This window comes from Mycobacterium sp. RTGN5 (assembly GCF_033804465.1).
Taxonomy (GTDB): Bacteria; Actinomycetota; Actinomycetes; order Mycobacteriales; family Mycobacteriaceae; genus Mycobacterium.
Genome location: NZ_JAPZLA010000001.1, coordinates 822,527 through 838,913, shown reverse-complemented (window position 1 = coordinate 838,913; position 16,387 = coordinate 822,527). Strand labels below are relative to the sequence as shown.

Annotated in this window: 17 protein-coding genes; 9 read left to right on the top strand and 8 right to left on the bottom strand. The window is 65.8% G+C overall.

Features of this window, described 5'->3' with window-relative positions:
* Nucleotides 1-5 precede the first annotated feature (5 nt).
* The 4 genes from SLQ31_RS04045 to SLQ31_RS04030 form a co-directional block, all read right to left on the bottom strand.
* Nucleotides 6-329, bottom strand: a complete 324-nt coding sequence (locus SLQ31_RS04045; protein ID WP_319429868.1) for a hypothetical protein — start codon at nt 327-329, stop codon at nt 6-8.
* 91 nt (nt 330-420) lie between these two features.
* On the bottom strand, nt 421-2,196 hold the full coding sequence (locus SLQ31_RS04040; RefSeq protein WP_319429866.1) for a molybdopterin-dependent oxidoreductase: 1,776 nt from the start codon (nt 2,194-2,196) through the stop codon (nt 421-423).
* Between the two features lie 67 nt (nt 2,197-2,263).
* Nucleotides 2,264-2,938 (bottom strand): GAP family protein, encoded by a 675-nt coding sequence (locus SLQ31_RS04035; RefSeq protein ID WP_319429864.1) that lies wholly within the window; start codon nt 2,936-2,938, stop codon nt 2,264-2,266.
* Nucleotides 2,939-3,024: 86 nt separating this feature from the next.
* Nucleotides 3,025-4,326 carry an ammonium transporter gene (locus SLQ31_RS04030; protein ID WP_319429862.1) on the bottom strand — a complete coding sequence of 434 codons (1,302 nt, stop codon included), beginning with the start codon at nt 4,324-4,326 and terminating at the stop codon, nt 3,025-3,027.
* Between the two features lie 107 nt (nt 4,327-4,433).
* Between SLQ31_RS04030 and SLQ31_RS04025 the strand changes: the two genes are divergently transcribed.
* Together SLQ31_RS04025 and SLQ31_RS04020 are read left to right on the top strand one after the other, a co-directional pair.
* Entirely contained in the window at nt 4,434-4,850 is a 417-nt protein-coding gene (locus tag SLQ31_RS04025) for a YkvA family protein (RefSeq protein WP_319429859.1), read from the top strand.
* A gap of 92 nt (nt 4,851-4,942) precedes the next feature.
* Nucleotides 4,943-7,270 carry a xanthine dehydrogenase family protein molybdopterin-binding subunit gene (locus tag SLQ31_RS04020; protein WP_319429857.1) on the top strand — a complete coding sequence of 776 codons (2,328 nt, stop codon included), beginning with the start codon at nt 4,943-4,945 and terminating at the stop codon, nt 7,268-7,270.
* Here SLQ31_RS04020 and SLQ31_RS04015 read toward each other — a convergent pair.
* Both SLQ31_RS04015 and SLQ31_RS04010 read right to left on the bottom strand, forming a co-directional pair.
* Nucleotides 7,267-7,749 carry a (2Fe-2S)-binding protein gene (locus tag SLQ31_RS04015; protein ID WP_319429855.1) on the bottom strand — a complete coding sequence of 161 codons (483 nt, stop codon included), beginning with the start codon at nt 7,747-7,749 and terminating at the stop codon, nt 7,267-7,269. The genes SLQ31_RS04020 and SLQ31_RS04015 overlap by 4 nt on opposite strands.
* Nucleotides 7,742-8,617 carry an FAD binding domain-containing protein gene (locus SLQ31_RS04010; RefSeq protein ID WP_319429854.1) on the bottom strand — a complete coding sequence of 292 codons (876 nt, stop codon included), beginning with the start codon at nt 8,615-8,617 and terminating at the stop codon, nt 7,742-7,744. Before SLQ31_RS04010 ends, SLQ31_RS04015 begins: the two co-directional genes overlap by 8 nt.
* A 150-nt stretch (nt 8,618-8,767) precedes the next feature.
* On the opposite strand from SLQ31_RS04010, the gene SLQ31_RS04005 reads away from it, so the two are divergent.
* Both SLQ31_RS04005 and SLQ31_RS04000 read left to right on the top strand, forming a co-directional pair.
* A complete protein-coding gene (locus SLQ31_RS04005; RefSeq protein ID WP_319429852.1) occupies nt 8,768-10,339 on the top strand; it encodes an LCP family protein in 1,572 nt (523 codons plus the stop codon).
* 68 nt (nt 10,340-10,407) lie between these two features.
* Nucleotides 10,408-11,298 (top strand): NAD(P)-dependent oxidoreductase, encoded by an 891-nt coding sequence (locus SLQ31_RS04000; RefSeq protein WP_319429850.1) that lies wholly within the window; start codon nt 10,408-10,410, stop codon nt 11,296-11,298.
* On the opposite strand, the gene SLQ31_RS03995 is transcribed toward SLQ31_RS04000, so the two are convergent.
* Nucleotides 11,281-12,111, bottom strand: a complete 831-nt coding sequence (locus tag SLQ31_RS03995; protein ID WP_319429848.1) for an SDR family oxidoreductase — start codon at nt 12,109-12,111, stop codon at nt 11,281-11,283. The two genes, SLQ31_RS04000 and SLQ31_RS03995, sit on opposite strands and share 18 nt — an antisense overlap.
* A 477-nt stretch (nt 12,112-12,588) precedes the next feature.
* Between SLQ31_RS03995 and SLQ31_RS03990 the strand changes: the two genes are divergently transcribed.
* The 5 genes from SLQ31_RS03990 to SLQ31_RS03970 are packed head-to-tail and all read left to right on the top strand — an operon-like array spanning nt 12,589 to nt 15,461.
* On the top strand, nt 12,589-12,903 hold the full coding sequence (locus tag SLQ31_RS03990) for an intersectin-EH binding protein Ibp1 (protein WP_319429845.1): 315 nt from the start codon (nt 12,589-12,591) through the stop codon (nt 12,901-12,903).
* 53 nt (nt 12,904-12,956) lie between these two features.
* Nucleotides 12,957-13,343: an intersectin-EH binding protein Ibp1 gene (locus SLQ31_RS03985; protein WP_319429844.1), complete on the top strand. Its 387-nt coding sequence runs from the start codon at nt 12,957-12,959 to the stop codon at nt 13,341-13,343.
* Between the two features lie 26 nt (nt 13,344-13,369).
* Nucleotides 13,370-13,804: a hypothetical protein gene (locus SLQ31_RS03980; RefSeq protein WP_319429843.1), complete on the top strand. Its 435-nt coding sequence runs from the start codon at nt 13,370-13,372 to the stop codon at nt 13,802-13,804.
* 31 nt (nt 13,805-13,835) lie between these two features.
* Complete coding sequence (locus SLQ31_RS03975) at nt 13,836-14,000, top strand: hypothetical protein (protein WP_319429841.1); 165 nt, start codon at nt 13,836-13,838, stop codon at nt 13,998-14,000.
* Between the two features lie 3 nt (nt 14,001-14,003).
* Complete coding sequence (locus tag SLQ31_RS03970) at nt 14,004-15,461, top strand: trehalose-6-phosphate synthase (protein WP_319429840.1); 1,458 nt, start codon at nt 14,004-14,006, stop codon at nt 15,459-15,461.
* Here the strand turns inward: SLQ31_RS03970 and SLQ31_RS03965 are convergent.
* A complete protein-coding gene (locus SLQ31_RS03965; protein ID WP_319429838.1) occupies nt 15,458-16,381 on the bottom strand; it encodes a 3-oxoacyl-ACP reductase in 924 nt (307 codons plus the stop codon). The two genes, SLQ31_RS03970 and SLQ31_RS03965, sit on opposite strands and share 4 nt — an antisense overlap.
* Nucleotides 16,382-16,387: the final 6 nt, after the last annotated feature.

The following is a 16,387-nucleotide window of genomic DNA, read 5'->3' as shown; positions in this document are numbered from 1 at the left end:
GGCGCCTAATTCGTCGGACTGTTGTTGCTCGGCGGGCACGACATGTCGACGTAGATCGTCTGGAACTGCCCGTTGGGCAGCGGGCCAGACACCGTCGGATGAAAGCCGGTCACCTGGCACGCCGATTTCTCGCGCTCGTCGAGATAGCCGGCGTCCTTGCCGACTCCGTTCAGCACGACGTGGTAGCCCCAGGCGTGCAACTGGCTGATCGTGTCGCCGGCATAGGGCCCGAAGCTTTGAATATCGGCCTGCGCGATGCCGGATCCCAGCACAGCGACCGCGGCGCCGCTGCCGACCAGGCACATCTTGAGAACCGTCGCTGCGACCATCCTTAGCCCCCTTAACGAAAATTAAACGCAAGGTGAACTTGAGGTTAACGACAATGGACGCACGGGTGACCCGTTTGGCAAAAGATGATTCTCAGATCGGCATGCGGTAGCCGTAAAACTCCTGGTCCTCGTTGTACCCGCCCTGCCCAGCACCGAGATGTTCGAAGGACTCCACGAACTCGATCGCCACAATCCACTTGACCTGTTTGAAGCCGAGTTCAACCTCGTCCCGCAGCCGCAGTGGGGCGCCGTGCGAGACGTTCAGCGGCTCACCATTCATCTCGTAAGCGAGGATCGTCTGGTGGTGGTGCATGTTCGCGATCGGGTGGCAGTCGTAGTACCGACCTCCCTCGGGCCCGTCAGCGAAGGAGTAGAAGACCACCCATTTCGCGCTCGACAGGGGCTCGGCCATCTCGCAGATGACACTCATCGGCACGCCTGACCATTTGGCTATCCCAGACCACCCTTGTATGCAGAAGTGCTGGGTGATCTGGTCCTGTTTGGGTAGGGCAAGTAGTTCTTCGTAGGAGAGGTCGAGCGGGTTCTGCACCAGACCATCAACCCGAAGCCGGTAGCGCTCCCAACCGGCCGCCTCGAGGCGCCGATATTCATCGGACTCGGGCTTCTCGCCGTTGGTCCAGAAGTATGGCGAGATATCGTCTTCCGAATATGTCGCCGTCGGCTTGGTCAGTTCCAGTTGGGCTTTGATCCGCCCGACGATCAGACGACCGACCTTCTGGATCACCCGCGGGTGCTTGATGGTCAGCGGAGAGGCGACCAACCAGAATGCGACGACAATTGCCATCCACACCCCGTAGAGCGCCACCCCCCACCACGAATTCGTGTTGGTACCAAGGGTGATGTGGTTGACGTTGCCCACGAAGCCGGTGATGAAGATCATCACCGTGTGCATGACGATGAAGATCAGCATCCACACCAGCACACCGAAGTGGACAGTGCGTGCGACCTGGCGGTTCAACAATCCGGCACCGGTGCCGAATCGGCCGGCGATCGACGGCGCCTGCAGCAGACCCGTGACGAAAGCCAGGGGCGCGGCAATGAAAATCGTGACGAAGTACGCGATCAATTGCAGAGCGTTGTAGGTGCTGAACCCGGCGTTCTCGGGCAGCTGGAGCGAAAGATACTGCAGCGCAGTCGATAACGCATTGGGGAACACATCCAACGAGGTAGGCACCAGGCGCTTCCACTGGTCCGTGCAGAACAACAAGACGATGAAGAGCACCCCGTTGATCAACCACAGGAGGTCGAAACTGAAGTGCCACCACCGAGCAAGACCTACCGAGTGCCGAAAACCGGGTAATCCCAACTGTTTCGGTAACGCAACCGAGTCTTCCTTTGCGGTCCAGATCGTGTCGGCGTCGTCGCTGTCCCGGCGGTTGCGCGGCACCGACTCGCGTAACCGCATCCACTCCGAGTCGGGCTTGCTTCCGGCGTTGAGATACAACCGCGGGTGATCGGCGAGGATCTGCAGTCCCGCGCGAATGATGAACATCATGAAGAGCAAGTTGAAGAAATGCTGCCAGCGCAGCCACCACGGGAATCCGGACTCAACGGGTTCCACGTATTGCGTTGATGTGCCCGGATATCTGGCGATGAACTCGTGGAACCATTCGTAGTGCGCCATTTCGCGCACGGCCGCGATCGATACCACCAACCCGATGAGGCCAAGCGGGATCAGCCACAGGCTGGTGAACCACCGTCGGCCGATCCGCACCGACGGCATCTGCGCACGCGTCTGCGGGATTCCCCCGGCCCAGTCGTCGATGACAATCGGGCCGTCATGGTGGCCTTGGTTGTAGTAGGGCTGCAGTGATTCGCGCAATGGATCGGCGTCGCCAGGCTTCATCAGACCCCCTCGTGTTGCGGGTGATGTTAGACCGCGCGCCCGGACGTAGGTCGAAGAACCGATGGGCTCAGTGACCGCCCAGACCGGTGAGGATCAGCACCACACCGATGACAACCAGCGCGACCGCACTGATTTCGGCTTGGCGGCGCTCAATCCAGGATCGCAACCGGTCCAACGTGTGGTCGAACCGCTGGGCCGCCACCAGGTGGGCCAGCACCGGGAGCGCCGTCGTCGAACCGGCCAACGCGACGAAATAGCCGACGGCCCCACCCCTGCCCGCGGGCCCGAGCGCCGTGGTGGCGATCGCCAAACCCGCTGCCGCACAAGCAACGATGATCTTCGGATTGATCAGGGCGAGCACCAAGCCCATGGCCGCGGTGCGGACCGGCGACAACTTGCCGAGCGCGTCGAGCCACCGGGCCGAGCGCACTGCCTTCCCACGTCGTAGCCACAACACCGCGCCGCTCACGATCAAGAGCGCGCCGCCGATCAGCCGTAACCACAGCTGCGATGACGAGGTGGCATCCGCCGACGCGCCCAGTAGCTTCGGGACATTGACGAAGAACACCGTCAACGCCGCCAGGCCGACAACCCAGCCGCCCGCGAACGCCAGGCCGGCGGCGCGGGGCCGCCTCGAGTACAGCACCAGTAGCAGCGCAGGCAGCACCGACACCGGCGATAGGGCAACCACCAACGCCAGTGGAATCAGCTCGGCGGACACCGACGCCCAGTCACCCGACACCAACCACCTCCGCTCTCAGCAGCGCCAAGTTACGCAGTTCGTTCCGACGGCGCCAGCATTGTGCGCAGCACAATTCGAGAGAGAGGTCACTCCTCGTCGGTGATATCCGGCCGCGGGCGCTGCTCACCGAACAACGGCCGCCGCAGTGGCTGATGGCCGTGGACACCTTCGGCATACGCGGTTTCGGCATGCTGGGTGAAGTCCACCCCCGCGGTTTCGTCCTCCGGGCTCAGCCGGAAGCCGATCGTCCGATCGATGAGCTTGGCCAGCGCGAACGACATGATGAAGGCGTAGGCCGCCACCACGACCATCGCAAGTGCCTGCTTACCCAGCTGGGCCAGCCCGCCGCCGTAGAACAGTCCCTGCGGTCCGCCGGTCATCACGTCGGTAGCCAGGAAGCCGATCAGCAGCACGCCGACCACGCCGCCGACGAAGTGCACCCCGACCACATCGAGGGAGTCGTCGTAGCCGAACTTGAACTTCAGCCCGATCGCGAACGAGCACACGATGCCCGCCAATACCCCGACCACCGCGGCACCGAGGGTGTTCACCGTCCCGCACGACGGCGTGATCGCGACGAGTCCAGCGACCACCCCGGAGGCAGCACCGAACGTGGTCGGTCGCCCGTCGCGGATCTGCTCGACCGACAGCCAGCCCAGCATGCCAAGGCAGCCAGCCACCAACGTGTTGAGGAAGATGGCCGCCGCCATACCGTTGGCGGCCAGCGCGGACCCGGCGTTGAAGCCGAACCATCCGAACCACAGCAGCCCGACGCCCAACAGCACGAAGGGCAGATTGTGCGGGCGCATCGCATCGACCTTGAAGCCGATGCGCGGTCCCAGCACCAGGGCCAGCGCCAGCGCGGAGGACCCCGAGACGATTTCGACGACAAGGCCGCCGGCGTAGTCGAGCACACCGAGCTTGAACAGCCAACCACCGGGCGACCAAACCCAGTGCGCCACAACGGCATACACGACGATGGACCAGACGGGCACGAAGATCATCCAGGCGGCGAACTTGGCCCGGTCGGCGATCGCGCCGCTGATCAGGGCCGCGGTGATGATCGCGAAGCTGAGCTGGAAGGTGGAGAACAGCAGCTCGGGAACCGTGCCGTGCACGGTGCTCGGACCGATCCCGGCCATCCCGACGTGCGACAGGTCGCCGATCACTCCGCCCAGGCTGGTTCCGGAGAACGCCAGGGTGTAGCCGAAGAGCAGCCACGCCACCGTGACGAGCGGGATCGAGATGAAGCTCATCATGATCATGTTGAGCACACCGGTGGTGCGGACCATGCCGCCGTAGAAAATGGCCAGCCCGGGGGTCATCAACAAGACGAGCGCTGTGCTGGCCAGCAGCCACGCGGTGGCGGCGGGATCGATCGCATCCAAGTCCGGCTCCTTCGACGGTCCCGACGAGAATGTCGGCGCGGTGTTTCCTGGGTGCGGCGATCATGTTTCCGGCGTGTTTCGCCCCTCACCGGGCGAAGATTGTTCTCATGTTCGGCGATTGGTGGCTGACCCTCGTCTCCATCGGCGCTGCCCTGATCTTGGTCTGGCTGGTCCTTGCCATCGCGTTGTGGCTGCTCAAACCCGACGACATCGGGATCGCGGACGTGCTTCGGTTGCTGCCGGATGTGCTGCGCCTGCTCAAACGCCTGGCCGCTGATTCGCAGCTGCCCTGGCGGATCCGTGTCGTTATTGCTGGCCTCCTGATATTTCTAGCCTCACCGTTCGACCTGATTCCCGACTTCATTCCGGTGCTCGGCTACGCCGACGACGTCATCATCACCGCGCTGGTGCTGCGCTGGGTCACCCGGACCGCAGGCCCACAGGCGCTGGCGGCCCATTGGCCGGGAACACCCGACGGGCTGACTGCCCTGCGCCGGGTGTGCAGATTGTCCGAATCGGTATGACCAACCTTCGGTCACGGCACGGGCCCTCTTGGGTACGCTCTGCTGAGCGACTGCTTAGCCCGGCATGTCGACGACGCATTGGAGCTCACGCAATGGCCGCACCCGTCACCCGTTACGCAGGAACGCGCGTCGCGCGGGTCGAGGACACTCGCCTGCTCACCGGGCACGGCACCTACGTCGACGACATCGTCCGGCCGGGCATGCTGCACGCCTGCTTCGTGCGCAGCCCGTTCGCCCACGCCCGGATCAACAGCATCGACGTCTCGGCGGCACTCGCCTTGCCGGGCGTGCACGCGGTACTCACCGCCGCCGATCTGAATCCCGATGTCAAAGAGGCCTGGCATGCGGTCACGGGTAAGGACGTCGCCGATACTCCCCGCCCGCCGCTGGCCGAAGGCGAGGTGAAGTTCGTCGGTGACCCGGTTGCCATCGTCATCGCCGAGAACCGCTACCTCGCCGAGGACGCCATCGAGCTGGTCGACGTCGACTACGACCCACTGCCCGCCATCGCCGATTTCACCCAAGCGGTGAACTCCGACGCGGTGGTCCACGAGGCGTACCCCGACAACGTCGCCGGCGGCCTTGGCGGAGCCCCGCCGGACGAAGAGGCCTTCGCCGCCGCGGCCTACGTCGCCGACGAGCAGATCTATCAGCAGTCCCACGTCCCGGTGCCGATCGAAACCCGCGGGCTGGTCGTCGAATGGGTCGCCGCCACGCAGGAACTCACGCTGTGGGCCTCCACCCAGACCCCGCACGAGCTGCGTGCGTTCGCCGCACGCCTGCTCGGCATCCCGGCTCAAGGGGTCCGCGTCATCACCCGTGACACCGGCGGCGGCTTCGGTCAGAAGGTCGTCCCGATGCGCGAGGACATGTGCATCATGCTGGCCGCCCGCAAGGTGCCCGCGGCACTCAAGTGGATCGAGGACCGCCGCGAGAACCTGATGTCGGCCGGGCAGGCGCGCCACGTCGACGGACGCGCGCGGATGGCGTTCGATGCCGACGGGGCTATCACCGCCGTCGCGATCGACTTCCTCCAGGACATCGGGGCCTACCCCACCCCGTATCCGGTGCTGACCACCGCGGCCATCGGGATGTTCTTCCCCGGCCCCTACCGGGTGCCCAAGTGCAGCTTCAACTACAAGACGGTGTTCACCAACACCGCCGGCCTGGCCGCCTACCGTGGGCCGTGGCAGTACGAAACCCTCACGCGGGAAATGCTTCTCGACATCGCGGCCCGCAAGATGGGCATCGATCCCGTTGAACTGCGGCGCAAGAACCTACTGCGCCGCGACGAGATGCCCTACTTCAACCCCAACGGCATGCCCTATGACCACGTCGCCCCGATGGAGACCTTCGAGCAGGCGGTCAAGATTCTCGACCACGAAGGGTTCCGCAAGGAGCAGGCCGAGGCCCTGGCCCAGGGCCGCTATCTCGGCCTCGGGTTATCCGCCTACATCGAGCCGACCGGTGCCGCGACCGGACATCTGGCCACCGAGGGCTGCACTATCCGCATGGAGCCCACCGGCAAGATCAACGTCTACGTGAACGGTGGCTCGAGCGGGAACAGCATCGAGACCACCGTCGTGCAGCTCACCGCCGACGCGCTCGGCGCCGACATCAACGACGTGTCGACGATCCAGGGCGACACCGCGGTGACTCCGTACGGGGCAGGCACGCAGGGCAGCCGCAGCGGGCCGATGACCGCCGGTGCGGTCAACGACGCGGGCACCATCCTGCGCCAGCAGTTGGTGGCGATGGCAGCCCACGTCCTCGGTGTCGAGGAGGCGGAGATCGAGCTGGCCAACTCGCGGGCCATTGTGAAGGACGATTCCGCGGAGCCCTCCAGAAGCGTCAGTTTCGCCGATCTGGCCTACCGCTCCTACTACGAGCCGCAGGCCCTGGCACCGGGAATGGCAGCCACACTGGAGGCGACCGCACGCTTCACATCGCAGACAATGATCCACTGGGCCAACGCAACTCATGCATGTACGTGTGAGGTGGATGTCACCACCGGCAGGGTGACGCTGACTCGCTACATCGTCAGCGAGGATGTCGGCCCGATGATCAACCCCAACGTCGTGGAGGGCCAGATCGCCGGCGGGACCGTCCAGGGAATCGGCGGCGCACTGCTGGAGAACCTGGTCTATGACGAAGACGGAAACCCGTTGTCCACCACATTCGTCGACTATCTGCTGCCGACGGCCACCGAGGTACCGCCGATCGAGTACGGACACCTGGAGGTGCCCGGCCCGGGTGTGGGTGGCTACAAGGGCTGCGGCGAGGGCGGGGCCATCGGCTCCACCCCCGCGGTGATCAACGCGATCAACGACGCTCTTGCCCCACTCGGGGTGACCGTCACCAAGCTACCGGCGACCCCGTCGCAGATCGTGGCGCTGATCGAGGCGGCCGCAGGGAACTAGCCCTGCGGCACACCGGTTTCCGCGGCCTGATGAACCGCGTTGACGATGCCCTGGTAGCCGGTACAGCGGCAGAAGTTGCCGGACAGGCCCTCGCGGATCTCCTCGTCGGTGGGATGCGGGTTGTCCCGTAGCAGCGCCGTGATCGACATGACGAAACCCGGTGTGCAGAAACCACACTGAAGACCATGGCAGTCACGAAGGGCTGCCTGTACCGTCGACAGCTCACCGTCAGCAGACGCGACGCCCTCGACAGTCGAGACCTCCGCCCCCTCGGCCTGCACCGCGAACACCAGGCAGGACCGCACCGCCGCCCCGTCGAGCAAAACCGTGCACGCACCGCACGAGCCGTGCTCGCAGCCCAGGTGCGTGCCGGTCAGACCGCATCGCTCGCGCAGGAAGTCGGCCAGGGTCAGCCGCGGCTCCACGATCGAGTCAAACGGAATTCCATTGACCGACACCTGGATCGGACGTTCATGCATCGAATGCCTCCTTGACCGCGGACCGCCATGCCTGTGCGGCCATCGCCGCCCCGATCCTTCGCCGATAGTCGGCCGAACCCTGAAGATCGGCAGGAATGTCGTCGAGTCCGCTCATCGCGAGCTCACCGATCTCTTCGGCGGTGATGTCACCGATCGGGCGACCGGCGATCGCCGCCTCGGCGGCCGAGGCGCGCCGCGGTGTGGCGGACATCCCCAGTAAGCCGATGCCGCTGCGCCGCACGCGGTCGTCATCGTCGAGTTCGACGGCAGCCACCGCCCCGGCGATCGCGAAATCACCGTGACGGCGCGCGAATTCCTCGACGCCGAAGCCGCACCGGCCTGACCAGACCGGGAACCGCAGGCCCACCAAGATCTCGTCGGGCTCCATCGCCGTCTCCCATACGCCGGCGAAGAACTCAGCAGCCGCGATCTCGCGGCGTCCCGATGTCGACACTGTCTCCATCGTCGCGTCCAGCGCCAGCGCGACGGCCGAATACTCGGAGGCCGGATCGGCGTGGGCGATCGAGCCACCGATGGTGCCCCGGCTGCGGATCTGGAAGTGTCCGATCAGCGGGGTGGCCCGGGTGAGCAGCGGCACGGCGGTGCGCACCCGCTCGTCTGCCCCGACCGCGGCATGGGTGGTGCCGCCACCGATGCGCACCTCGTCGTCGCGCTCCTCGATGCCCTTCATCTCCTGCAACCGCGAGATGTCGATGAGGTGGTCGAAGAACGCCAGGCGCATCGCCAGCATCGGAACCAGGCTTTGTCCCCCGCCCAGCAGTTTGCCGTCGTCGCCGTATTCGGTCAGCATCTGCGCCGCCTCGGCGACGCTGTCAGGCCGGTGATAGTCGAATGGCGCCGGCTTCATCGGCGGCCGCCGCAGCGCATCATGCTAAGCACGTGCACAGCATAGCGGTGGCGGTCGGCTACCACGCGGAGATCGTCGCGGGGACCTGGTTGGGTCACGGCACCAGGCCTGACTGGGGCCTCACCAGCATTTGCCCGCATACTGTCGATCATGGATCCGTCGCCGCCTCCACCGGCGGCCGCTGCGGGCAACCGCCACGGCCGCCATCGCGGGCGGTCGAGCGCGGGCCGGCGGGCATGGAAGATCATCGCCCGATCCGCGATCGGACTGGCCTCGGTGGTGGTGGTGATGATCACCGGGCTGGCCTATTCGCAGGCGCATGGGTTGCTCAGTGGCATCACGGTGTCGCAGGCGCTGGGTTCGGACGAGCCGCGCTCCAGCGGCGGCGCGATGAACATCCTGCTCATCGGGCTGGACTCCCGCAAAGACCAGGCCGGCAACGAGCTGCCGGATGCACTACTGGACAAACTGCACGCCGGCGACTCCGACTCGGGCGGCTACAACACCAACACTTTGATCCTTGTGCACATCAGCGCCGACGACCACGTCGTCGCGTTCTCGATTCCGCGTGATGACTACGTCGCCGTCACCGGCATCAAGGGCTACAACCACATCAAGATCAAGGAAGCGTACGGGCTGACCAAGGCGCAGACCGAGCAGAAGCTGGTCGACGAAGGCATCGGCGATCGCGCCGAGCTGGAACGTGCCGGCCGGGAGGCCGGGCGCAAGGCGACCATCCGAGCGGTCCGCAACCTGACCGGCCAGCCCATCGACTACTTCGCCGAGGTCAACCTCGCCAGCTTCTATCACCTCGCCGAGAGCCTCGGCGGCATCGATGTATGCCTCAACCACGCGGTCCACGACGACTACTCCGGCGCGAACTTTCCGGCCGGCCGCCAGACACTGAATGCCGAGCAGGCCCTGGCGTTCGTGCGGCAACGGCATGGGCTGGAAAACGGGGACCTCGACCGCACCCATCGCCAGCAGGCCTTCCTGCTATCGGTGATGCATCAACTGCAGGAGTCGGGCTCGTTCACCGACCTGGATCAGTTCAAGCGGTTGATGGGCGTCGCCCGCCAGGACATCGTGCTGTCGGAAGGCTGGGGCGAGGACCAGTTCCGCAGGATGGCCGCGCTGGCCGGTGGCAATGTCGAGTTCCGGACGCTGCCGGTGGTGCGCTACGAGAACGTCAACGGCCAGGACGTCAACATCGTCGACCCGACCAAGATCCGCGCCGAGATCGCAAGGGCCATCGGCGGCGACTCGGCGACAGCGACCACCAGCACTGTGCCGCAACCGCTTCCACCGTCCAACCCCAAGACCGTGGTCAGCATCGTCAATGCCAGCGACACCTCGGGCCTGGCGTCCCTGGCGGCCTCGCTGCTGGGCAAGCACGACTTCACCGTCGACGAGGTCCGTGACCGCGAGTCCGGCGAACCGATCGACACCGTGATCACCTACGGCCCGGGCGGGCAGACCGATGCGCAGTCGGTGGCAACCCTGCTCGGGGTCGAGAACGCTCCGCAGGCCACCAGCTCGCTGGCCGCCGATCACGTGCGGGTCGTCCTCGGCCAGGGTTACGACGTCCCGCAGGATCAGCCGCAGACCCAGGACGTCGCCGCCACCTCGACGACCGGCCGCAGCTGGTCCGAGATGACCATCACCCCCACCCCCGACCAGGGCGCCCCGATCGACGGCGGCAAGGTCCCCTGTGTGAACTAGGGCTGGTGCCCGTAACTAACAGTGAATTCCCCTGGCGCCGGATCGCCTAGATGACCACGATGGACGTCATGCGCGTAGGAGTCATCGGACTGGGCAACATGGGCGCGGGCATCGCCGCGAATCTGATCAAGGCCGGACACGACGTGACCGTCTACAACCGGTCCCGGCCGAAGGTGGATGCGCTGGCGGCCGAGGGCGCCCGGCCGGCCGACAGCGTGGCCGACGCGTGCGGTGGAGACGTCGTGCTGACGATGCTCGCCAATGACGAGGCCGTGGCGGGGGTGGCATTCGGCGACGGCGGCATCATCGCGTCGGCCGCACCCGGCACCGTCCACATCTCGTCGAGCACGATCAGCGTCGGTCTCTCGAAGCGCCTCACCGAGGCGCACGCCGCCGCCGGGCGGGGATTCGTGGCGGCCCCGGTGTTCGGCCGGCCGGAGGCCGCGGCCGCGGCGGCGTTGTTCGTCGTCGCCGCAGGCCCGGCCGAGACGGTGGGCTCGGTGACGCCGGTGTTCGATGCCATCGGCCAGCGAACCTTCGTGGTGTCCGAGGACCCGTCGGCGGCCAACCTGGTCAAGCTCAGCGGCAACTTCCTGATCGGCTCGGTGATCGAGTCACTCGGTGAAGCGATGGCGCTGGTCGATCGGGGCGGGGTCGACAAACACCAATACCTGGACATCCTGACCTCGACGCTGTTCTCGGCGCCGGTCTACCGGACCTACGGCAGCCTCATCGCCAGTGAGCAGTTCGAGCCGGCCGGATTCGCAGCACCGTTGGGCCACAAGGACATTGGGCTGGTGCTCGCGGCCGCCGAAGAGCTGCGGGTGCCGTTGCCCATCGCCAGCCTGCTACGCGACCGGTTCCTGCGACTGCTCGCCGAGGGTGGCGACCAGCTGGATTGGTCGGCGATCAGCAGCCTTGCGGCTCGCGACGCGGGTGCCTCAGACCACTCCGCGTAGCGCGTCGGCGCCAAAGGCGGGCTCCAGCATCGCCGAGTAGTCCGGGCCGCGGCGCAGGTTCTGACCGCCGTCGACGCCGATGATCTGGCCGGTGATCCACTGCGCGGCATCGCTGAGCAGGAACAGCGCCATGTTGGCGACGTCCTCGACCTCGCCGGGGCGCGGCAGCGGTGTGCACTCGGCATAGTCGCCGCTGAGTTCGGGTGAGTCGAGCACCATCTGCACGAGCTCGGTGCGGATCAGTCCCGGCCGGATGCCGTTGACCCGCACCCAGGATGCCCCGAGTTCGTCGGCCGCCAGCTTGATCAGGTGATCCAGGCCCGCCTTGGTGACGCCGTACGGCCCGAACCAGCGGTGGGTGTTGCTGGACGCAATCGAGGAGATGCCGACGAAGGAGCCACCACCGCCGCGCACCATCTCGCGGGCCGAGTGCTTCAGCACGTACATCGAGCCGTTGATGTTGAGGTCCACGGTGGCGCGCCAGCCCTCGGAGTCCATCTGCGTGATCGGGCCGATCGTCTGCGAACCGCCTGCGCAGTGCACGACACCGTTCAGCCGGCCGTTCCACGCCGTAGTCGCGTCGATGGCCGCAGCGATCTGGTCCTCGTTGGTCACGTCGGCGGGCTCGTAGTTGACATTGCCTTGCGGCGCAACGGCCTTGATTTCGTCGACGGTCGCCGCCAGGCGATCAGTGTTGCGGCCGACGATCATGACATTGGCGCCAGCCTTGGCCAGCCCCTCCGCCACGCCCTTACCGATACCGCTGCCACCACCGGTGACCAGGAACGTCCGATCCTCGAACGAGAGCTGCACGCCGCACTCCTCACACAAAACTAGAACAGGTCACTCAAAACTAGAACAGGTTCTCCGTATCGAACCACGGCGCCCCGTCACCGCATAGAGCCCGTCCCACTACCTCGTGACGTCCGGGGCACGCCCAGATTTGCGAACACCGCCAGCGAACATCTCACGGCACACAATCGGGCCCATTCAACGGGTCTTGATAGCTGTTTACGGCGGCGATATCGACGCCACTGAAGCAGACTCGGGCGGCCATTCTGTTCCGGCAGAGGCGTCGCTCATATTCGACAGACATATGCCGGCTTGGCCCGATCGACCGTCGTGAGACCCGGTCAGGCGGGGCGAATACTTTTGGGCCGAAAATATTGACTGAGGTGTAACAAGCGGCCGACCGGTTTCGATAAAGCCGCCGAACAACTGCGGGACGGGGAAGGCAGCCCTACACTGCCCTGACACGGCCACTCAGCAAACCAAGTAGAAGGCACAAACATGGCTAAATTGAAGGATTCGGCGCAGCGCCTAGCTCTGGCCGGCGGCTTCGCGTTCGCGGTGGCGGCGGCGCCGGCACTGGCTGCGTTCGCCGTTCCGGCAGCGGGGCCGATGGCGGCATGCCCCGCCGGACAAGCGGTCAATCCGGCAACCGGCGGGTGTGAGGTGCAGCCGGCCGCCGGCCCGCAGGGCGGCCTGCCGCAGGTCAATGGAATACCTTGCACAGGCGCAAACACCGGTCAGTGCATAGGATTGCAACAAGAGCAGCAGGCTCCCGCAGTGCAACCCCGCACCACTGTCTCGTCCAGTCCGTAGAAACGGAGGGCCGGCTTCGGAACTCCGTCGACTTCTCTAGGAAAGTGTGAAGTATGGCGATTTCCTCCTCAGTCGGCCGCCGCGTTCTTCTCGCCGGTGGATTCAGCATCGCGATCGCGGTCGCGCCCGTCGTTGCCTTCGTCGCGTCGCCGTCGGGCGCACCGGCGGGTCCCGCCATCGCCTGTCCGGCCGGTGAGTCCGAGGATCTGTACACCGACCAGTGCATCCCGGAGATGGTGCCGAACCAGCCGGGCGGCAACTACCCCACGTCGACCAGTGGCGGCGGTACCACCAGCTATTCGACTCCGGGCGACTCCAGCAGCTTGCCTGAGGTTCAGGGCATTCCCTGCACGGGCCACAACACCGGCGAGTGCATCGGACTGCAGGAGAATCAGGTGCCCGCCGTCAGTCCACATTCGAGCATTTCGTCCAGCCCGTAGTCAGCGGGAACATCAGGGAGGCAACGATGCCGGTCCATTCCACCTGGGTGGTAAAGCTTTTGGCCGCGAGCGCCTGTGCGCTCGCGGTTGGCGCAGCTCCGATGGCGCACGCCGAAGGCGGCGGGATACCCGAGCCGGGACCCGCACCCCAGCCGGCGGCATCACAACCAGGTGGGACGGCCGGCTGCCAGTCCGGGGAGTCGTTGGATCCGTCGACGGGCAACTGCACGCCGACCATGACTTCGGTGGCGACCACCAACGGCGATCAGGCGTTCGACGATCTGCAGCCGCGCACCACCCAAGACATCACCTCGACCGCGGAGACCGGCGTCGGGGCTGACCTGGTGCCCAATATCAATGGCAGCCCCTGCACCGGCTATTGGGAGTCGGCGGTCTGCTACGAGACCAGTCAGGACAACGTCGCCGTCCAGCCCAAGTCGACGATTTCGTCGAGCCCGTAGCCATTATTTGCCCCTTCGCTAAGGTTGAGACATGCCTGCAAAATCTGATCCCACGGAAATTGATGACGTGGAACCGCTGGCCGACAACACGGCGCGCATGGCCCGCCGCGTAGTCGCGGCCTATGCGACCGACGCCGACGAGTGTCGGGTCTTCCTGTCGATGCTCGGTATTGGACCCTCAAAGCTCGAGGCGTAGCCCGTGGCCGGGAGCAGCAAAGCCCGCTCCGGAAACTCTGATTTCGTGGTGGTCGCCAACCGGCTGCCGATCGATATGGAGCGTCTGCCCGACGGCAGCCTGACCTGGAAGCGCAGTCCCGGCGGTCTGGTCACCGCGTTGGAGCCCTTACTGCGCCGGCAACGCGGCGCCTGGATCGGCTGGCCGGGCATCGTCGACGGGCCAGAAGACCCCATCGTCGAAGAAGACCTGCAACTCTTCCCGGTCCGACTGTCCGCCGACGACGTCGCCGAGTACTACGAGGGTTTCTCCAACGCGACGCTGTGGCCCCTGTACCACGATGTGATCGTCAAGCCGATCTACCACCGTGAGTGGTGGGATCGCTACGTCGACGTCAACCGGCGATTCGCCGAAGCGACATCACGCGCGGCCGCCGAAGGCGCCACCGTGTGGGTCCAGGACTACCAGCTTCAGCTGGTGCCCAAGATGCTGCGGATGCTGCGCCCAGACCTGACCATCGGGTTCTTTCTGCACATTCCTTTTCCGCCGGTCGAGCTGTTCATGCAGATGCCGTGGCGGACCGAGATCATCGAAGGCCTGCTTGGCGCGGATCTGGTCGGCTTCCATCTGCCCGGCGGTGCGCAGAACTTCCTATTCCTGTCGCGACGGTTGGTCGGCGCCAACACATCTCGGGCTTCGGTCGGTGTGCGGTCGCGGTTCGGTGAAGTGCAGCTGGGTTCACGCACCGTGAAAGTTGGCGCCTTTCCGATCTCCATCGATTCCGCCGAAATGGACAGCAAGGCGCGCGATCGCGGTATCCGCCGGCGCGCGAAGGAGATTCGCGCCGAGCTCGGCAACCCCCGCAAGATCCTGCTCGGCGTCGACCGGCTGGACTACACCAAAGGCATCGACGTTCGGCTCAAGGCCTTTTCGGAGCTGCTCGCCGAGGGGCGCGCCAAGGGTGACGATACCGTCCTGGTGCAGCTGGCCACCCCGAGCCGCGAACGGGTGGAGAGCTACCGCGTCCTGCGCAACGAAATCGAGCAGCAGGTCGGCCACATCAACGGTGAATACGGCGAAGTCGGCCACCCTGTCGTGCACTACCTGCACCGGCCGGTCCCACGCGACGAGCTGATCGCCTTCTTCGTGGCCGCTGACGTCATGCTGGTGACACCCTTTCGCGACGGCATGAACCTGGTGGCCAAGGAGTACGTGGCCTGCCGCAGCGATCTGGGCGGCGCCCTGGTGCTGAGCGAATTCACCGGTGCCGCAGCCGAACTCCGCCAGGCCTACCTGACCAACCCGCATGATCTGGAAGGCCTCAAGGACACGGTCGAGGCCGCGATCAACCAGACTCCAGAAGAGGGCCGGCGGCGGATGCGGGCGCTACGGCGCCAGGTCCTCACTCACGACGTGGACCGCTGGGCGCGGTCCTTCCTCGACGTGCTGGCCAACGCCAATAGCAAGGGCGATCCCGACTAGTCGCCCATCAAGCCCATCACGCCGAAGGTGCGTTCCGGGTCACGATCAGCAAAGTAAGCCTGCATCGAGGTGCCCAAGGTCGACGGATCCCACGCGGCTCCGTCGGCGTCGAATCGGTGTTCAGCGGTGGGAGCAGCCACCAGCGTGACCGACGGTCCGTACACGATGAAAACCTGACCGTTGACCTTGTCCGAAGCCGGCGAGGCCAGGAACCGCACCAACGTCACCACGTGGTCGGGCGACAGTGGATCGACCTCGCCCTCCGGAAGTTCGGGAGCCTCGCCGAATACGTCGGCGGTCATCGCGGTACGCGCCCGCGGGGCGATCGCGTTGGCCCGCACGCCGTAGCGCCCGAGGCCCCGCGACGCTGTCAGCGTCAGCGCCGTGATGCCGGCTTTGGCGGCACCGTAGTTGGCCTGGCCGACCGGCCCGGACAACCCGGCTTCCGAGGTGGTGTTGATGATGCGGCCGTAGACCGACCCGCCGTTGTCCTTGGCCTGGTTGCGCCAATACGTCGCGGCATTGCGGGTGAGCAGGAAGTGCCCCCGCAAGTGCACCGCGATGACCGCGTCCCAGTCCTCGTCGGTCATGTTGAACAGCATCCGGTCGCGGGTGATGCCGGCGTTGTTGACGACGATGCTCAGCCCACCGAGCCCGTGCGCGGTCGACACCAGCTCGTCGGCCGTGGAGCGCTGGCTGATGTCGCCGGCAACCGCCACACCCTTGGAACCCGCGGCGTTGATCTCGTCGAGAACGTCGGATTCGTCCAGTGCCTTGAGCATGTCGTTGACGACGACCGTCGCACCGGATTTGGCCAACCCGATGGCCTCGGCACGGCCAAGTCCCGAGGCGGCTCCGGTCACCACCGCGACGCGTCCGGACAGATCAGTGGCGTCGTCAGACGCGTGTTGCGCAGTCAACTTACG